Consider the following 16,249-nt stretch of genomic DNA (forward strand, 5'->3'; position numbering starts at 1 on the left):
AGGAGGTAAACAGTTCATGCAGATTTCGTTGCAAAGAGTTGGCATGCTTTTTGATGCGGGTAGCTTTGTCGAACATGATCCAAGAGCGGACGCCCACTTCCTCTGCGGCGAGGGACTAATCAATTCGGTCAAGTCATTTCTGGTCATGAATCGTGGACAAGACTGTATGTTCAATGGAACCGGACAATGGCGTACTGCCGAGCAAATCATAAGCACTGTGAATCAGGCCCGGGACCAGCGGGCTCCGTTGATATACATTCAGGATCATCCGGGAGAGGTGGGCAGTTTCGATACAACGAAAGTAATTTCATCAGATATGTCGAGATTGCTTTTGTCTCCAGCAGGGATGGGCAGGGTCAGCGCGTCGCTCGCAGAGTTAGCAGAAGCCAATCTGCTGATCTCAGCAATACTAGGACCGACGTCAGGCCCGTTGGCTCTTCCGATCATGCTCGCCGATCTGGTTTTGATGACTGAGAAAGGGGCTCTATGTATGGGCCGTCCGGATATGGTGAAGGCGATGCTGGCTGAGCAGTCGGATCTTCATTCGCTTGGCGGAACAGACGTTCACTGCCGGGGCTCGGGGTCAGTTCAGCTCGCGTTCAAAGATGAACGCCATTTGTTTGAATGCGTAAGAGATTTTCTACGCTGCCTCGTCAAAGGCACACCGTCGACCACGCTTGAATATGAGGAACCCGACGCAGTCGATTTTGAAAATTTGATTCCGTCCAATCATCGCACCCCCTATGACATGCATCATTTGCTGCTTTCTTTTGTGGACAAAGGCAGCTTCACTGAAACAAACGCCGAATACGCACGAGAAGCATTGACGGGCTATGCGCGCATTAAGGGACATTTCGCGGCAATCGTGGCAAACAACCCGCGATTCAACAGCGGCGCCATCCACCGGAAATCCGCGGCCAAGATGGCAAAAATGATAAACATAGCTGCAAAGACCAGCATGCCAATCATCTTCCTTGCCGACGTTCCCGGGTTCATGATAGGCAGGGAAGCTGAAAGTAGCGGTATATTTTTGGCAGCAGCGGAGTTGTTCAGAGCACATGTCAGATGCCACGTACCTAAGCTACTCCTTGTCGTCCGAAAAGCCTACACCGGCGGTGTGTATGCGATGAGCGGCCCCGGATTCGATCCAATAGCCGTGCTGGCGTATCCGCACGCACACATCGGCGTTTTTAGCCCGGACACGATGGGCAAACTGATGTCTGGTGCTGAAGGCGCTATTAAAGACACGATGCGGAAGCTATCTGACGAGATCCAGAATCCTAATCTTTTAAAGGCTGATGGACTGATTACTGACGTAATAGGAGTGGAAGAGACTAGACAAGAGGCTGTCAGATATCTGTTTCCGACGTGACACGGTCCGTTCCTCACGGAAGATTTGAGCGGACGGTCGCGCGCAATGGCGCCTCGAAGAGGACCGTTCTGCGCCATCAAAATCCCTCAGAAAGTTTTAGTAAAATCGAGGCATCTGACGATGCGCAATTAGCCAGACCTGATCGCTTACGCGCACATAGAACCAGACTGCACTATCAGCCGCTAATCGTCGGCGTTGTCACGTTGTCAGTCCGGCACCGGGACTTTGGACATTTCCGCCCCGAGGACACCACGTCGCTGGACCATACAGGCCCCTTCACCGAACGGCCGTTGGCTCTTCCGCACTTGCCCATCCGCTCAACTATGATGTAGGGCGATATCGGTGCATCAGGCAGGGAAGTCAAATCGTTGAATGCCAGCTGTGGTTTCTCGCGTCTCCTAGTGCCCAGATGTCCTTGAGAGACCGACTCGCTGCTGTGGGTTTCGTGCCGCGCCAACCCAACTGTGACGGCATAGGAAGGACGGTCGGCCGCGATGAGATTGCCGTCCTATCCGCAGAAGAGCAGGATCGGTGAACAGTGTGGCAATCAACTCCTGCGGCAAGTCAGCTGTGGCTGAATGCCGCCAGTACTTACGACGGAAGCGAAAACGGCATTTAGAATACGAATGTTTCCTATCCAAACAATTGATTTTCGCAATGGCGCGAAGCGATGCATACTAAAACTTACCGTGCAGTCGTCACGGTTATAGTTTGATATGGTTTGAAGTACTACGGTACTGATGTTGCTTGATCTGCTAGGTGCAACCCGCGCACTACCACCCTCACATCGAATGGCATGCCGAATCGGTATTTATAGGACGCGCCGGACCAAATAGTTTCGGACCGGTGAAGCGACAGCTGTAAGGCGGCTGCCTGACGATTACCGCTTTAATCTAGGCTCGCGCATAGAGCGCCGATTCGCCGGAGCAAATGAATGCACGTTGTCGATATTGATCAGATGGCCCGGTTCTTCGTGAGCTCATTAGAGCTCGTGATGGTGTTCGCTAACGTCTGCGTCGTACTCGAGCTGATCTATCCGGCCTACCGCTACAGTTTTGCGTCATACATTCGAGGCGTGCGGAACTGGATAATCCGCATTGGTTGTGGTGCATTAATCTGGCACCTTTACGCTATGGGGCTGCAGTGGCTAGGGGTGAAACCACTCCTGACAGTCGATTTTGGGGCGTTGTTCCATTCCGGCAACACGATTGTCGGCGTGTTTATGGCGGTTCTTTCTGGCGTCCTGGTTGCAATTGCCGGCGACTTCTTTTACTACTGGATGCACCGCGCACAGCACGCAATTCCGCTCCTGTGGCGCTTGCATGCCACTCATCACTCGATCCGCGAGCTGACCGCGTGGAACTGTAATCATCACATTTCCGAACCGCTTGTTTACGCGGTGTTTGTAGCACTGCCACTCGCGCTAATCCACTTCAATTCCGGTGTCGTGCCCGCGATTGCCATGACGCTAATTAGTTTTCAGGCACATCTTTCTCACTCTAGCACGCGCGTGAATCTCGGGCCGCTCCGATACATCATCGGCGATAACCAGTTTCACCGCATTCACCACTCAATGGAGTCGCATCACCGGCACCAAAACTATGGGTTCTTCACCACCATCTGGGACACGGTTTTTCGCACGGCATACTGGCCGGATAAAGAGGAATGGCCGGAAGTGGGTCTTCGCAACCAACCGGAACCGCATACGGTTCGCGACTACGTTCTGTTCCCGTTTGACCAACGCCGCTGGTTCCGACCGGCGGTCAAAAGTGGCAACAGGATGAGTGAATGATAGTTCCGCAAAGTTACCGCTCATATCCCCTAAAAGCCAAGAGAGACCAATCTCGACTGACATCATCCACTGTATAGGAGACAGCAACCTTATGCCGCGAACGCCATTCCTCGCCGGCTGTGCCGCCACAGTTTTGATGGTTTGCAGTGCAGAAGCACAGGCCGATGGCTGGTCTGCAACTTCGCCCGAAGCCTCGTCCTGCTATCCGGCCGATCTCCTTTTTGCTTCTAGCTCCTACGGTAGCTATACGTTCAACAATGACGTTTGGGCGCCCTGCCAAGGTGTCGCCGCAGGCAAGCAGACGATCTGGGCCAAGAGCAACGTTGACTGGGGCGTCTCTTCAAAACAACCCGACACCGGCCACATCAAGTCTTATCCGCACATCGGATACGCGGTCAACAAGCCACTCAGTTCGCTTAACTCGCTGACCGCTGTCGTCTCATCGACCACGCCTTACGGCGGCGCTTGGGAATCGACCTTCGATATCTGGGCCGGAAACAATGCGCACGAAATCATGGTCTGGCTCAACTATACCGGATTGCCTGATGGCTGCGGCAACGTCAAACCGATTTCCGCGAACTGGACGTTCTCCGGCTGTGCGATCCCAATTCAGAAAGATGTCCCGCTGTCGGGTGGTACCTGGAATGTCTACGTGGGCAGCAACGGCCGTAACACGGTCTATTCGTTTCTTCGCACAACAAAGACCGACCACACCACGCTCGACGTGCTGGCGTTCATGAATTACCTCAAGTCGCGGAATTATTTCGATGACGTCGTGCTTGGTGAGGTTCAGTACGGCTTCGAGATCACGTCGTCGCCTAGTGGCCTGTCTTTCGCGTCCAAAAACTTCGCCGTCACCACCGAGTGATGTGGCCGCCTCCAGTCCTCGCGTAAGCGTACGGTGCAGGCCGTTCTTGACACCGGTGAGTGCTTGAGGATTCTCAGGCGTGGTCGTTCTTGAGATGATCGGCAATTACCCACGGAAGCAGTTCGCCGACGCGACTGACTGGATGATCGGCGATACATGCAATGACGTAGCGCAGAGCTTCGGGGTCGAGGCCGTTCAGCTTGGCCGTGGCGACCAGCGCGTAGATTGCGGCAACCCTTTCGCCGCCACTGCCCGAGCCGAAGTGCAGGAAGTTCCGTTCCAGCGCTACCGTTTTGCGTCTTTGCCCTCATGCGATTTGCACGTTTTGATCAAACCATGCTAATCGCCCCCTTAGCGGGAGATGCCAGAATCGCTCGTGCGCTGGATCAAGTCATGCAGAAGATCGAGGTTTCTTTCCAGCGAACCCTTGACGGTGTCGAGACAAAAGGCGCGGCCCGCGGCCTCAGTGACCGTCTTGTTATAGCGGTCCGATTACCATTCGACGAAGCGGTTCCACACCGTCGTCGGCAGCGGGCCGTCGCGTTCGATGCCAAGATACAGTCTGCTGGCGTGGGCCTATGTCTGACGGCCACATCCGATGCTGGCCATCAAGCGCTGGCCGCCTGATCATGCCACCGACCCGCATACACCATTCTTGACGATTTCTCGCAGACCCGATCGGAAACACGAGCGCCCCGAACCAGGGGACCTACATGCCGTCCTGCTGCGCAAGCGGCAGGACGCCGGCCAGCGCAAGCACGGGCCACACTGCATGCGGAACTTGCGGCTACCGACCGAAGGAGAGCGGCCCGAGAAAGCTGATGGCGACTGCAAGACCGAGTGACACGCACGCGCCGGACGGCTTCGAAGTAGCACAGCGTCATGCCCGCCATCGCACTACCGAGGACGATGGCGGCGATCTAGCGCCGCCGGAGAAGGTTGAAGCGGCGGTCGCACCACGATTGACGGTACCACGCCCGCGAAACAAAGGCACACCCAAGTCGTGCTGAACGTACCATATTGTGCCATCACGGGCCGCGGCAACGCGGCACCAAGCTGTACGCTGCACATCGACGCGATGGCCATGATAGGCGCGGGCCCACTTGCACTACGATTTACGCGGACGGAATCCGATTCTTCGCTCATACACGGCTCAGTGACGATGAGGCACAAATCCTAGCAGCACCAATTCGCTTTATATAAATGGTTATTTCTTCTGGATACTTCAATCATATTGATGCCCCTTTTAGTCCATTGTATCGTTGAAAAAGCACCTTATTTGGTATCCAATGGAACACATGGAAAAGATGAACTTGACCACGCTTGGACGGTCGAGCGTCGCGCCAGGGAAGTTGCTGCGAGCCATGCTAGTCTGGATGCTTTACAGCGTTCGCTCGGAGCGCCAACTGATGGAGCAGGTGGCTACATACCGCGGAGAGTAATGCATGTTGCATGAGCACGCTGCGGGTTTTCGTGCCAAACGGCACGAAAACAAGACTTTTCATGTAGTCATGCAGAGCACTTTCCGAAATCTTAGTAGTCTTATGACCTCCGCAACTAAAAATCTGACAGATCCCTTCGGGCGTCGCTTGATTGTCTGCGCCGCCCTGTCGGTTATCCCTCGCCCGGTAGCCGGGGCCATTGAGCGTCTAACACGCTGTTGAAGCGTTTCGTCTTACCATAAATTGGCGTTGCAGATTATCTTGCAAAGGTTCACCCTGCGACTGTCAAAAAATCTCACCGTCGATGGCCGGCTCTGCCTCGAACTAGCAGCTGCTTCATCCGCCACTTACGCTTCAGTCAAAAAGGACGCGATCATCCCTGCTCAGGATATCATCCTACCGCGCTCGGAATTCCGAGCGTCTCGCACAGTCCCTGCTCGACGCGTCGCAGCTCCGCGCGGCCCTTGATGGCCGTAGCGGGTTAGCTATTGTGCGTGACAGGACGGCGAATCAGGGAAACGGCCACAGGCACAAACCGAAACCGAGATGAACTCCGCGCGGCGGGCGCCTACGTGCGGCCGCACCTGGCCAGAGACTCGCAACGAGGCTCGACGTAGCGCAGGCCGAGAGAGAGTTAACCAGCGCGAACGGCCCGCAGCGTGCCGGCTGGTGCATCGTCGCTCTCGATGAGGAACAGACTGCGATCCTTGCCAGCGATCCAGGCCGGTTCACGGCCCCGGCCGCTCCACTCGCGGCCAGTGGCCGGGTCTCGGTACTTCGCGAGAACCGGCTTCATGTGGTACGTGCCACGTCGATATCGCCGGAGCTCGTTCGAAGTAATATCCCACTCGGTCATCTTCTCACGAATCTCCCGCAAAACGTTTTGCCGTTCGTCCTGCCTCGCACTCTCAATGCGCCGGTTCAACTTTTGCAACTCGGCGATGAGGTGCTTGTACGTATCGCCTTTCACCTGATTCTGTCCTCCGTGCTAGTCGATGCGATCAGTTCGAACCGGCCGCCTTCGGTGCGGTCGGCTTCCACGTCTGGAATGCCTTGTCTGGCTTTGTCAAGTTAAGCGATGGAGTTTGCCAAACCCCATTAACAATAGGCATCCTTATCAGATAACCATGCAGTTCGTACCGGTCCACTCAAACCAGCAGCGCAGGTGCGCCTGAAGTTCAGCTCTATGGCAGGCTGCGCTCATTTGATGCCGGGGCAACGCCGAAATGCTGACGGATCGGTCCGAAGCGCGTAAGAAACGCCTGCGTTCGGTGTGGATCGCGAAACCCCTGCGTTTGACACTAACGCCCGCGCGTGGGCTGGTGGCTATTCTCGGCGCGGTTGTTGACCCCGGCAGAGGCCTTCACGAAGAGGTGCTTCACACCGACCAGCTCGGTCACTTCCGCTTTGGCTGCCGGGTAGCTCCGCAACTGGTCGGTAACGATCTTCGTGGGCACCGGGGGTGCGAGCAGAGCCCCCCTGAAGAAGCGTTTGGCCGCAGCCTTGTCGCGGCGCTCTTGCAGCAGCACATCTAAGCTCTGCTCCATGTTCGTCCACCGCGCGTCACAGCACGTACGACCCGCCGCGCAGCTTCACGAACATTTCATCGAGATGCCAGGTGGAGCCAGGCTTTGCGCGCGCGGCTTTCCCGCGCCGCGTGGGCCCCGAACCGGTCGCACCAGTTTCGCACCGACTCGTAGCTGACCATCACGCCGCGCTCGAGCAATAACTCCTCCACGTCGCTCAGGCTCAGGTTAAAGCGGTAGTACCAGCGTACCGCGCAGCTGATGATCGCGGCCGGAAAACGCAAACCATAGTACGGCGTTTTGTTCCTCTTCACCCTCTCATTCTAACCGCCTTCGACTTGAAAAAGCCAAACAGACGGCCGCCAGCCATCGTTGTGTCTGCTGGTACACGAGTTGCCACGGCGTATAAATTGGTCGGCAGCACTCGCCACGCCGCCCAAGCGCGAGCCATCCAGCGCAACGCATTGAGCATCTCGCGCAAGATCGGTTGATCGCTATTCAATGCCTCCTTGCTTGCCGTCTCGCTCGTGAATATCTTTATCGGACAGATCGTGACGGCGGGCTTTGTCGCATCGATTATTCAGATCCAGACGACAGAATGGGCTCGCGAGGATATCCTCCACGTGACTAGTTGGAAATTGTGAGCGGAGCGCCACCCCAATTGCTTGCCAATTGGTAAAGGCACCGCTTTCGGCGAATTCGAAGGCCTTTTTTCGGATTCGCTCGCGCCGCTCCATCGTGTCGGTGTCGATCATATTCTTCATAGTCGTCCAGCTTCAGTGCGAATTAAAACTTGAACTGCAACGGCGTGAGGCCCCGTACGGCTTGCGCCAGCCAGCGCATCTCCTCGGCAGTGACCTTGGCGCCCGGCCGAGGACCGGCTCGACGAGCAAGGCGCTTTGTCCGCCGTTGGCGAAGTCGGCCAGCCAACGATAGACGCTGCGTTCGTTCACCCCGCAGGCCGCCACTACACTCGCCACGTCCTGTCGTTCGCCAACGGCTTCACTGCTTGCTGGCGCATTGCCTGCAACCTCACGTGATCCAGTTTCCGGCCATAGGGATGACGTTTGGATTTCATGCTCGTACTGTCTCGTCATTGTGACAATACTTTGAAAATGTTAGTAAACGCGGTGCGCCACGCGCTAACGGCTTGCCGCACGCTTGCGCACCTGCATTCGCAAAGATACTCATGCGACTCGACATCGACGTTGATATGCATCATATGGTTCTTGGGAGACGGGCTCACCCGTAGAATTGGCGTTGTCACGTTAAGGTACGAGATGCAAGAGCGCACAGGACGTACATTCGCTCAGAAATTGGACGGATCTTGGGTGAGCCTAGTGAAGCGATGCCACCCGGCAGAGCGTGCGTCGAGCTGTTTGCGATAGAGTGATGCACGCAGTAAATGTCGCTTGAGCGCGAAGTGCTGGCGAATCGGTCCGAAGCTCGATAAGAACGCTTGTGTGCGACCAGGATCGCGGAAACCACACATCCGGCGTTCGCGCTCACGCGTAGGTTGATGGCTGTTTTCGGCACCGTCTCGTAACTGACAACGACAGCGCGCTCGAACAGCAGTTCTTCAATATCACACAGGCTAAATTGGAACCAGAAACACCGCCGAACCGCGAGACTAATGATTGCCGCTGGGAAGCGGTGGCCGTGATAAAGCGATTTTCTTTTCTTCATCGAGACATCTTACGTTACAGTGCCCTCGCTAGTCCTGATAGTCGGACATTAACGCAGTTGGGTCGACATCGGCGGTTATTCCCTTCGCGTCATGCCCACCCGCATGACGCGCCTTTTTTCGCTACATTTACTCCTTGGCAGCATGCTTTCTGCTGAGGTGTGAGTGGCCTGCCGTTAAGAATCTAAACGCGGGTTAGCATCGCTCGCGCCGGGTTTTGACGGCGCCGCACCGATCGACTTCCAGCATGCAAGCATACAGCTCAACGCCATGTGGATAAGACGATTGTCACGCGCGGTGAACGCGAAACCGTCAACTGGAATATCTGAGCGGTCATCTCTCGGCGATGCAATGATTGCGACATTACTATAACTGAACGACATTTCAATTCTTTTGATATTAATTGCCTTGCGTCTCTACTGAACGCGAGGCACACTTCTGAAAGCGTGTATAAAGTATTAGATCCGTCGACGAACAATAGATTTGTCAACCCGAGGCCGAACCGCGAGTGCCTATTTGCGCGGGTCTTGCATTCCAACCACGCTAAGCGCACAGGAGGAAAACCCATGGTCCGGCTCACCAATCCCCCGCCTACAGCCACAATTGATGCTTGCCACATAAACCACAGAAATGAACGCACGCTGCCCGTCACAGAACCAATAGCATATAGACTGCAGCCGGGTAGGCGATTAGCACGAGAACCGCGTAATGCTGGTCAATCATGACGTAAGGCGCAACAACTAACCACCGCCGCACTGAACCTGTCATAGGTGAAGGCATGCTCGCTCATTTAATTAATCAGACACATGCTGAAACTAATGAAGCAAAGTAATGCTCTACACGAGTCAGATCGCCCGGTGCCAAAGGGGCATCAAGCTGAAATTCAAGCCCCGTCTGACGACGAGGGCCTGGAGATCTCGTCAGTTGCAGCCGGTCGGATCCTCGACGCGATTCGCGATCTTGCCCCGGACATGCTCGCGCGCGTAACCGAAATCGAAGCCGGACGATGCATGCCGTCCGACCTTATCGAGAAATTGCGATCGATCGGGGTGTTCCGCGTGTTCGTGCCACGCAGCCGTGGAGGATTAGAGTTAGATTTGCCTTGGGGAATGGAAGTGATCAGCGCGTTGGCTCGGCTCGACGGGTCAGTCGGCTGGACCGCGATGATCGGCATTTCATCGGCAATTATGAGCCCTCGATTGCCGAGACAGACTTACGATCTGATGTATCAGGAGAAGTCGGACATCATCATAGCTAGCGTATCCATGCCTGGAGGCACCGCCGAGAAAGTGCCAGGTGGGTGGCAGATCAGCGGCCGTTGGCCGTTCGCCAGTTGTTGCCGCAACGCCGACTGGATGGCGGGTCTGTGTGTCATGTCGGAAGGAGGAAAGCCACTCCTTGGCCCGGCAGGGGATGCCGGGCCAGCCTTGGTCCGGGGTGTCGCCTTGCCGGCCTCGGCTTGGCATATTGAAGACACTTGGCACGCCTCCGGCCTCAGAGGTACCGGCAGTCACCACATAGCCCTACAGAACGTACTCGCGTCGGAGGCCAATTTTTTCGACTTTCCGGCTGGCGCATCATGCGAACCGGGACCGCTTTATCAAGCTTGGCGGCACCTCCAGTCGGTGCTTATTGGCGCGGTCTGCGTAGGCATCGCGGAGGGCGCGTTGTCGGATGTTGCCGAGCTCGCCCAAAGCGGCAGGCAACAACTTCGAGCGCCGGCTCCTATGCGCGACTCGGAGATGGTCTTGGGCGAGCTGGGCCGAATTGAGGCAGATGTGCGTGCGGCGCGGGCGGCCATGCAGGTTCAGGCGGAGAGTCACTGGCGGCACGCCTTGGCCGGCACGCTGAATGGCCAAGCGCTGTACAGCGAGGGCATACAGACTGGAATCTGGATTGCGACGATCTGTGCCCGCGCAGCGCATGCCTGCTTTACCCTGGCCGGCGGTGTCGCAGTGTATGAATCTTCACCACTTCAGCGGCGGCTGCGCGATCTGCAGGCGGCTGCGCAACACGCCATGGTCCACCAGCGGCACTACGCGGAAGCTGGTCGGATGATGCTGGAGCGGGTCGTATGAACGTCAAGGTCGGACAAATGGCCATAGAACGGATCGGGGAACGGCAGGAGGCTTTAGGAGTGGCAGGCCTGCGTATCAGCCTTCCGCATGTCCATACTCAGCGAATTCCAAGCGCGCCAACCTCCCGATCGGTCGGCTTTCCTCCTATATGGTTAGTTATCCGATCGGCGTTGGCAATGCCAGTTCAACCCCTCGCAAGCACACCGGGGCCGCACCATGATGACCGTTATAAGGCGCAACTAAGATGCAGAGTATCCAGCTCGCCCCAAACTACGAGATTTCACGAGTGATCCACGGAGGCTGGCAACTCGCGAGTGGCCACTGCACGCCCCGAAGCGAAGATCCCGTGGCGGACCTGGTGGCCTTCGCGGATGCCGGAATAACCACCTTCGACTGTGCCGACATCTATACCGGGGTCGAAGAACTGATCGGTCATTTTAGAAGGCGCTATCGCGATCTGCGAGGGGAAGAGGCCCTCGCCCGAATCAAAGTCCATACCAAATTTGTGCCGCATTTAGACATACTACGGCGCATCAGCAAGTCTTATGTCGAGAGGGTGATCGACCAGTCACTGCAACGCCTCAACCAGGAGCGGCTCGACCTCGTACAACTCCACTGGTGGGAATACCGAGAGCCACGTTGGATCGAGGTGGCGCTGTGGCTCGATGATCTTCGCCGCGCCGGCAAGATTGATAAGATCGGCGGCACCAATTTCGACACTTACCATATGCTGGAGATCGTGAACGCAGGAGTGCCGTTTACCTGCATGCAGGTGCAGTATTCGCTGCTCGACGGACGTCCAGAGCGGCGGATGGCTGCGGCGGCAGTCGAGTACGGTATCCCCCTTCTGTGCTATGGAACCGTGGCAGGCGGCTTCCTCGCCGACAGATGGTTCGGCGCACCGGAACCGACATGGGAGCTGGAGAACCGTTCGCTGGTCAAATATAAGCGGATTATCGACGACATCGGCGGTTGGGATCTATTCCAGGCCCTTCTGACAATGCTCCGCCAGATCGCGGACCGGCACGGATCCGACATCGCCACAGTCGCCAGCGCTGCGATGCTCGACCGACCGGGGGTGGCGGCCGTCATCATCGGCGCGCGCGACCGCACTCATCTAGCCTCGAACGTCGCCATCTCAGGTCTCACCTTGACCGCCAAGGATATGGACCTTATCACCGGAGTTCTGGCAGAAGCGACGGAGCTTGAGGGGGATGTCTATGGGCTGGAGCGCGACGACCAAAACGGTAATCGCACCCGCAAACCCTGATTCACCTCAATCTAGGCCGGTATCCGGATATAAGTTGGAGAGAGTTGAATGAGAAACGCTTTACCGCCTAAGCGGGCCTTCGGCATCTTGGACGACGACGATTTGCGCAATTGGACAACAATACGTGGACCGCCTCGGGCTAGCCGAAGCCTGTCAACAGCGAGGCTTTTACGCCTACCCTCTGGCGGAGCACCATTTTACGGCGCATTGACGACGCCGTTCCTGTCGAGCGTCGCACAGCGCGCCGCGTAACTTCGTCTCGGCCCTCTAGTCATGCTGCTTATAGCCTTCGTCATCCGCTACTTGCGCTTGAAGAGATCTGCATGCTTTATCACCTGAACGGTGGTGGGTTCGAAACAGCACAGGCTCGGCTCTCTTCCGATCAAGCGAGGTTACTTCGGGATAGATGTGGACGCGGTGCCAGAACGTTACTTCAAAGCAAGCGAGATTCTAATGGAGGCGATAAAAGGTGGCGCCCTTTCGTATCGGGACCACCGTTTTCAGCTAGACAACGGCCCTTTGACTGATGCCCCATCAAGGTCCGTGCCAACCGCCACCAATGGACCAGAGTCTGCGGGCAGGGCCGCTGCAATCGGCGCAAAATTCGCATCCGCAGCGCCCGCGTCGTCTTTCGCAAGTCGGCCCCTGAAATGCGAAAACCCGAGGGCACATCACCAGGGGCCAAGACGAGAGCATAACGGTTGCAAAAGCCGCGTCACTCAATCGAAATTAAGAATTCTCAATGAGGCAATATGGGCTACATCATAAAAACGGATGACAGTGCCAGGCTAAGACTCGGCATCCAAAGCCGGTTATACGAACAGTCCAGTGTCGACCTTATAAGCAGAGCCGGCACGCTTCGCGGAAGGAAGATCCTTGAAGTTGGCTGCGGTAGTGGCGCAATGACACTGAATCTGGCGCGCGCGGTTGGACATCAAGGAACGGTGACGGCTATAGATAACAGTCCGGCGCAGCTAGATGCGTCCCGCGAATTGGTAAGAGAAAATGGTTTCAAGAATGTTCGCTTTTTCGAAGGTGACGTTAATTGCCTAAATCATTTGGATAACTCATATGACTTAGTCTATTGTCGGATGGTGCTCCATCATGTGGCGGATGCTGATCACGCGATTCGTGAAATGGTGAATGCGCTCCGCCCAGATGGCCATTTGCTGTGCGAAGAGCCGGTGATTCATGACGGCTCATTCTCTTTTCCACCGTCTGAAGCAATCGATGAGTTTATAAGAATCTTAAGATCTTGTTTTATCGTGAACGGCCGTGATTACAATATCGCCTTCCGTATGGAGAGTGTTATCAGGAATCTCGGTTTGACAATTGAACATTACCGCTTATATCACCCGTTACTCAATTCAGCCAAAGATAGGTTGCTTTACGCGATGAGCTTGAGTGACCTCGCGCCGCAGATGATCAAAAACGGAATAATCGATCCTTCGTCAGCTTCTGAACTTCATGAGAAACTAGTACACGTGGCGAATTCTGAGACAACAATGACTTGGGCGAGGATGCACAGCGTTCTGGCACGGAATTGTTCAAAGGCTTAGAGACGGCTTCATAAAATTGTTGGGCTTGCTGAAAGGTGTTCCAGCAGATCACCCAACAGCCAGCTTAGAAGGCGCTTTGCAGCTCTGTTAAGGGCTGCGCAGTGGAAGAGAATAAGCAGGGAGAACACGACGAAATGCAAACCAGCCAAGGTTTTGGGCAAACCCTCGTAGTTTCTGGCCAGTCGTCTGAGGCGGTTGAGCCAGCCGAAACTGCGCTCCCCCACCCAACGACGCCGCAACAGTACAAAGCCTTCATTTGCCTCCGGCAACCTGACCACGCGAAGCTCGATGCCTTCATCGCGAGCGGCTTCTGTGGGCTCTTCGCCGGTGTAGCCTTGGTCAGCGAACGCGATTCTCACCGTCTCCCCCGTAGCCTGCTCGACCTGTCGCGCCAGTTCCCGATCTATGCACGCTCCTGTTCACTCGGCGGCGTGACATGCGCGCCCAGTGGTTGCCCAAATGTACGCACGGGCAGGGTATATGAGCTTACTACCCGTCATAGCCTGCGCGTGGACCACGCTACCACTTCGACTGCAGAGCGCGTCCATCGAGAATGCCCCCACTGACCCCGGCGATCGTGCGTCACGCAGATAATCAACCGCAGACACTTACCATTTATTTGAAACAGCCTGCCTGGAACCAGCGCTGCGTCTACTGGTAGACCGTCTCCCAAGGCGGAAAGTCATTGGGGGTTAGTTTCCCCAGTCTGGCCTACCGCCGCAGCCCTCTCCCATAGCATCGGACGCCGGATTTCGACGAAGTAATACGATTGATTCGCGAATTATCAACTTCACAAGTCTAACGGACTCCTAGTGTCTGACTATCAAAGCATTCTTGTTTATTACGACGGATCGGAAGAAAGCCAGCAAGCTCTGAATCGTATTCCCGAGCTGCGCTGGCAAGGAGCGGGTGAACTCCATGTGCTTGCTGTTGCCGACATTTCCACTGCACTCATATCGACAGCTGGGATCGTGACCGACCTTGCTTATTCAACATATTTAAGCAATACATCACAGTTGCTGGACAACGCGCTTTGTCGTCTGAAAAGCGAAGGCATTAGGGCGAGCGGCTACCTTTCTCACGGTACAGTGGTCGACAGTGTCGTGCACTACGCGGAGCGATTGAATGCTGGTTTGATCGTGGCGGGATTTCGCCATCGTCAAGGAATTTCGAGGCTATGGCGTGGCCGCCCTTGGCAATTCGATTTGATCGAGCGTTTGGTTGGCCGAATGGTTGTTATTGTCTCTCAAATCTGACGCCAGCATTGAGGTTCCCTCGGTTTTTCGCCTTCCAGAGTTTTCTGGTTACGCGGCCACATCCTTGGCCTGCTGAGCTTTGATGCAGTCTTGCAGCAACTGAACCGGCGATACAAAGCCGAGCGACGAATGAGGACGACCGCGGTTGTAAAACACTTCAAAGTATCCGAACAGGTCCACCATCGCTTCCTGATGGGTACGGTATCGCGTAGCATGCCCCCGTTCGTTCTTCAGGCTGTTGAAGAAGCTCTCCGTCGGGGCGTGTCCCAACAGTTTCCCTTGCGGCTCATCGAGCAGCACATACCGTATTGCGCCAGCTTGCGCTGGAAGTCGTCGCTGGCATATTCGCCACCCCTGTCCGAATGGTGCAGCGCGCCGGGCTCGGGCTGGCGTCGGAACCATGCCATTGTCAGCGCGTCCGTCACGATGTCAGCCGTCATGCGCGGCTTGATCGATCAGCTGACAACTTCCCGCTTAAACAGGTCCAGCACGATCGCAAGATACAGCCAGCCCTCATCGGTCTAGATGTACGTGATGTCCGATGTATAGACCTGATTCGGCGCTGTCGGCGTGAAAATCGCGCCCCAGCAGATTTTCCGCGACCGGGAGCTTGTGCTTCGAGTTCGTCGTGACAGGGTAACGTCGCTTGTGCCGAGCCCGCATGCCGTTCTCGCGCATGAGCCGCTCGACCCGCTCCTTGCAGGCCGGAAAGCCGCGTGCGCAAACTTCCTCGGTCATCCGTGGTGAGCCATAGGCGTTCTTGACCGCGGCGTGGATAGACTGGATCAGGGCGAGCAACTGGGCCTCTGTGAGACGCTCGCGCCCGGGCGTGCCGCCGCGCATCCACGTCCGATACCGACAGGACCCGCACAGCGCCGACAGCGGATAGTGCCGGCGATGCGAATCAATCCGGGCATACTTCACAGGAGGTCCTTCACGAACAACGCCGCCGCTTTTTTTTCCGATTTCAAGTTCCATCTGCAGACGCTTGTCCTCAGCCCCCAGGCGTGAGAACTCCATCTGTTCCGGCGTGGCAGCCTTTGTCCCCGGGACATTGAGTGTGCCTGCCTCATCGGCCTTGACCCAGTTGCGCAGCGACTGGTGGGAAATCCCCAGTTCACGAGCAACATCCCGCGCGCTTTGCCCGTCCTTCACTCGCTTTACCGCGATCGTCCTGAACTCAGCGGTGTATGCCTGCTTTGGTACCTTGAACATCGATTCTTTCCTTCCTTCGGGTCGAGTTTACACATGACCTACTGGAAGGCGAAAATTCTGGGGAAGCTCATATATCCTTATGTCTTACTGTGTCACATAATTAGTTGCGCGCTCTATTGCCGCGCAGGAAGAGAGCCATCGTTGCATGAGTCTTTGTCCAAGCAGGATGCGCAACGTAGTGATGGAA

At 56.0% G+C, this 16,249-nt stretch carries 10 protein-coding genes and 8 pseudogenes; 9 read left to right on the forward strand and 9 right to left on the reverse strand.

Features of this window, described 5'->3' with window-relative positions; genetic code table 11:
• The first annotated feature begins 16 nt into the window (after positions 1-16).
• The 3 genes from AB3X99_RS35705 (at position 17) to AB3X99_RS35715 (ending at position 4,032) form a co-directional block, all read left to right on the forward strand.
• The gene (locus AB3X99_RS35705) at positions 17-1,372 is read left to right on the forward strand and encodes a carboxyl transferase domain-containing protein (RefSeq protein ID WP_368619623.1); all 1,356 of its coding nucleotides are present in this window, start codon (positions 17-19) and stop codon (positions 1,370-1,372) included.
• Positions 1,373-2,306: 934 nt separating this feature from the next.
• Positions 2,307-3,164, forward strand: coding sequence for a sterol desaturase family protein (locus AB3X99_RS35710; protein WP_069268317.1), 858 nt, complete (start codon positions 2,307-2,309; stop codon positions 3,162-3,164).
• Positions 3,165-3,255: 91 nt separating this feature from the next.
• Positions 3,256-4,032 (forward strand): glycosyl hydrolase, encoded by a 777-nt coding sequence (locus AB3X99_RS35715; RefSeq protein ID WP_069268316.1) that lies wholly within the window; start codon positions 3,256-3,258, stop codon positions 4,030-4,032.
• Between the two features lie 73 nt (positions 4,033-4,105).
• Here AB3X99_RS35715 and AB3X99_RS35720 read toward each other — a convergent pair.
• A pseudogene (locus AB3X99_RS35720) lies at positions 4,106-4,309 on the reverse strand (transposase domain-containing protein); the annotation flags it as partial.
• Positions 4,310-4,425: 116 nt separating this feature from the next.
• On the opposite strand from AB3X99_RS35720, the gene AB3X99_RS35725 reads away from it, so the two are divergent.
• Positions 4,426-4,659, forward strand: a complete 234-nt coding sequence (locus tag AB3X99_RS35725) for a hypothetical protein (protein ID WP_176732985.1) — start codon at positions 4,426-4,428, stop codon at positions 4,657-4,659.
• 698 nt (positions 4,660-5,357) lie between these two features.
• Positions 5,358-5,453: pseudogene (locus tag AB3X99_RS35730) on the forward strand (transposase); the annotation flags it as partial.
• A 655-nt stretch (positions 5,454-6,108) separates the two neighbouring features.
• Here the strand turns inward: AB3X99_RS35730 and AB3X99_RS35735 are convergent.
• The 6 genes and pseudogenes from AB3X99_RS35735 to AB3X99_RS35760 all read right to left on the reverse strand — a co-directional run bounded on the left by AB3X99_RS35735 (position 6,109) and on the right by AB3X99_RS35760 (position 8,686).
• Positions 6,109-6,444 carry an H-NS family nucleoid-associated regulatory protein gene (locus AB3X99_RS35735; protein WP_069268313.1) on the reverse strand — a complete coding sequence of 112 codons (336 nt, stop codon included), beginning with the start codon at positions 6,442-6,444 and terminating at the stop codon, positions 6,109-6,111.
• Between the two features lie 147 nt (positions 6,445-6,591).
• Positions 6,592-7,314, reverse strand: a pseudogene (locus AB3X99_RS35740) (IS6 family transposase).
• Positions 7,315-7,366: 52 nt separating this feature from the next.
• Positions 7,367-7,481, reverse strand: a pseudogene (locus AB3X99_RS35745) (transposase); the annotation flags it as partial.
• A gap of 13 nt (positions 7,482-7,494) precedes the next feature.
• Positions 7,495-7,764, reverse strand: coding sequence for a hypothetical protein (locus AB3X99_RS35750; RefSeq protein ID WP_069268312.1), 270 nt, complete (start codon positions 7,762-7,764; stop codon positions 7,495-7,497).
• 25 nt (positions 7,765-7,789) lie between these two features.
• Positions 7,790-8,078: pseudogene (locus AB3X99_RS35755) on the reverse strand (helix-turn-helix domain-containing protein); the annotation flags it as partial.
• Positions 8,079-8,309: 231 nt separating this feature from the next.
• Positions 8,310-8,686 (reverse strand): annotated as a pseudogene (locus tag AB3X99_RS35760) (transposase).
• A gap of 804 nt (positions 8,687-9,490) precedes the next feature.
• Between AB3X99_RS35760 and AB3X99_RS35765 the strand changes: the two are divergent.
• The 3 genes from AB3X99_RS35765 to AB3X99_RS35775 all read left to right on the forward strand — a co-directional run bounded on the left by AB3X99_RS35765 (position 9,491) and on the right by AB3X99_RS35775 (position 13,591).
• A complete protein-coding gene (locus AB3X99_RS35765) occupies positions 9,491-10,762 on the forward strand; it encodes an acyl-CoA dehydrogenase family protein (protein ID WP_218108682.1) in 1,272 nt (423 codons plus the stop codon).
• A gap of 244 nt (positions 10,763-11,006) precedes the next feature.
• Positions 11,007-12,032: an aldo/keto reductase gene (locus tag AB3X99_RS35770; protein ID WP_069268311.1), complete on the forward strand. Its 1,026-nt coding sequence runs from the start codon at positions 11,007-11,009 to the stop codon at positions 12,030-12,032.
• Between the two features lie 752 nt (positions 12,033-12,784).
• A complete protein-coding gene (locus AB3X99_RS35775; RefSeq protein ID WP_083245587.1) occupies positions 12,785-13,591 on the forward strand; it encodes a class I SAM-dependent methyltransferase in 807 nt (268 codons plus the stop codon).
• 77 nt (positions 13,592-13,668) lie between these two features.
• On the opposite strand, the pseudogene AB3X99_RS35780 reads toward AB3X99_RS35775, so the two are convergent.
• A pseudogene (locus tag AB3X99_RS35780) lies at positions 13,669-14,290 on the reverse strand (transposase); the annotation flags it as partial.
• A gap of 113 nt (positions 14,291-14,403) precedes the next feature.
• Here AB3X99_RS35780 and AB3X99_RS35785 point away from each other — a divergent pair.
• A complete protein-coding gene (locus AB3X99_RS35785) occupies positions 14,404-14,847 on the forward strand; it encodes a universal stress protein (RefSeq protein ID WP_368619624.1) in 444 nt (147 codons plus the stop codon).
• Between the two features lie 48 nt (positions 14,848-14,895).
• Here AB3X99_RS35785 and AB3X99_RS35790 read toward each other — a convergent pair.
• Positions 14,896-16,062: pseudogene (locus tag AB3X99_RS35790) on the reverse strand (IS3 family transposase).
• Between the last annotated feature and the right edge of the window lie 187 nt (positions 16,063-16,249).

It is taken from the genome of Paraburkholderia sp. BR10882 (assembly GCF_040948855.1).
Taxonomy (GTDB): domain Bacteria; phylum Pseudomonadota; class Gammaproteobacteria; order Burkholderiales; family Burkholderiaceae; genus Paraburkholderia; species Paraburkholderia nodosa_A.

Excerpts from the sequence above, each read along its gene's own strand:
- AB3X99_RS35710 (WP_069268317.1), top strand. The coding sequence starts at position 2,307 with ATGCACGTTGTCGATATTGATCAGATGGCCCGGTTCTTCGTGAGCTCA.
- AB3X99_RS35770 (WP_069268311.1), top strand. The coding sequence starts at position 11,007 with ATGCAGAGTATCCAGCTCGCCCCAAACTACGAGATTTCACGAGTGATC.
- AB3X99_RS35715 (WP_069268316.1), top strand. The coding sequence starts at position 3,256 with ATGCCGCGAACGCCATTCCTCGCCGGCTGTGCCGCCACAGTTTTGATG.
- AB3X99_RS35750 (WP_069268312.1), bottom strand. The coding sequence starts at position 7,764 with ATGAAGAATATGATCGACACCGACACGATGGAGCGGCGCGAGCGAATC.
- AB3X99_RS35765 (WP_218108682.1), top strand. The coding sequence starts at position 9,491 with ATGCTGAAACTAATGAAGCAAAGTAATGCTCTACACGAGTCAGATCGC.
- AB3X99_RS35775 (WP_083245587.1), top strand. The coding sequence starts at position 12,785 with ATGGGCTACATCATAAAAACGGATGACAGTGCCAGGCTAAGACTCGGC.
- AB3X99_RS35725 (WP_176732985.1), top strand. The coding sequence starts at position 4,426 with ATGCAGAAGATCGAGGTTTCTTTCCAGCGAACCCTTGACGGTGTCGAG.
- AB3X99_RS35705 (WP_368619623.1), top strand. The coding sequence starts at position 17 with ATGCAGATTTCGTTGCAAAGAGTTGGCATGCTTTTTGATGCGGGTAGC.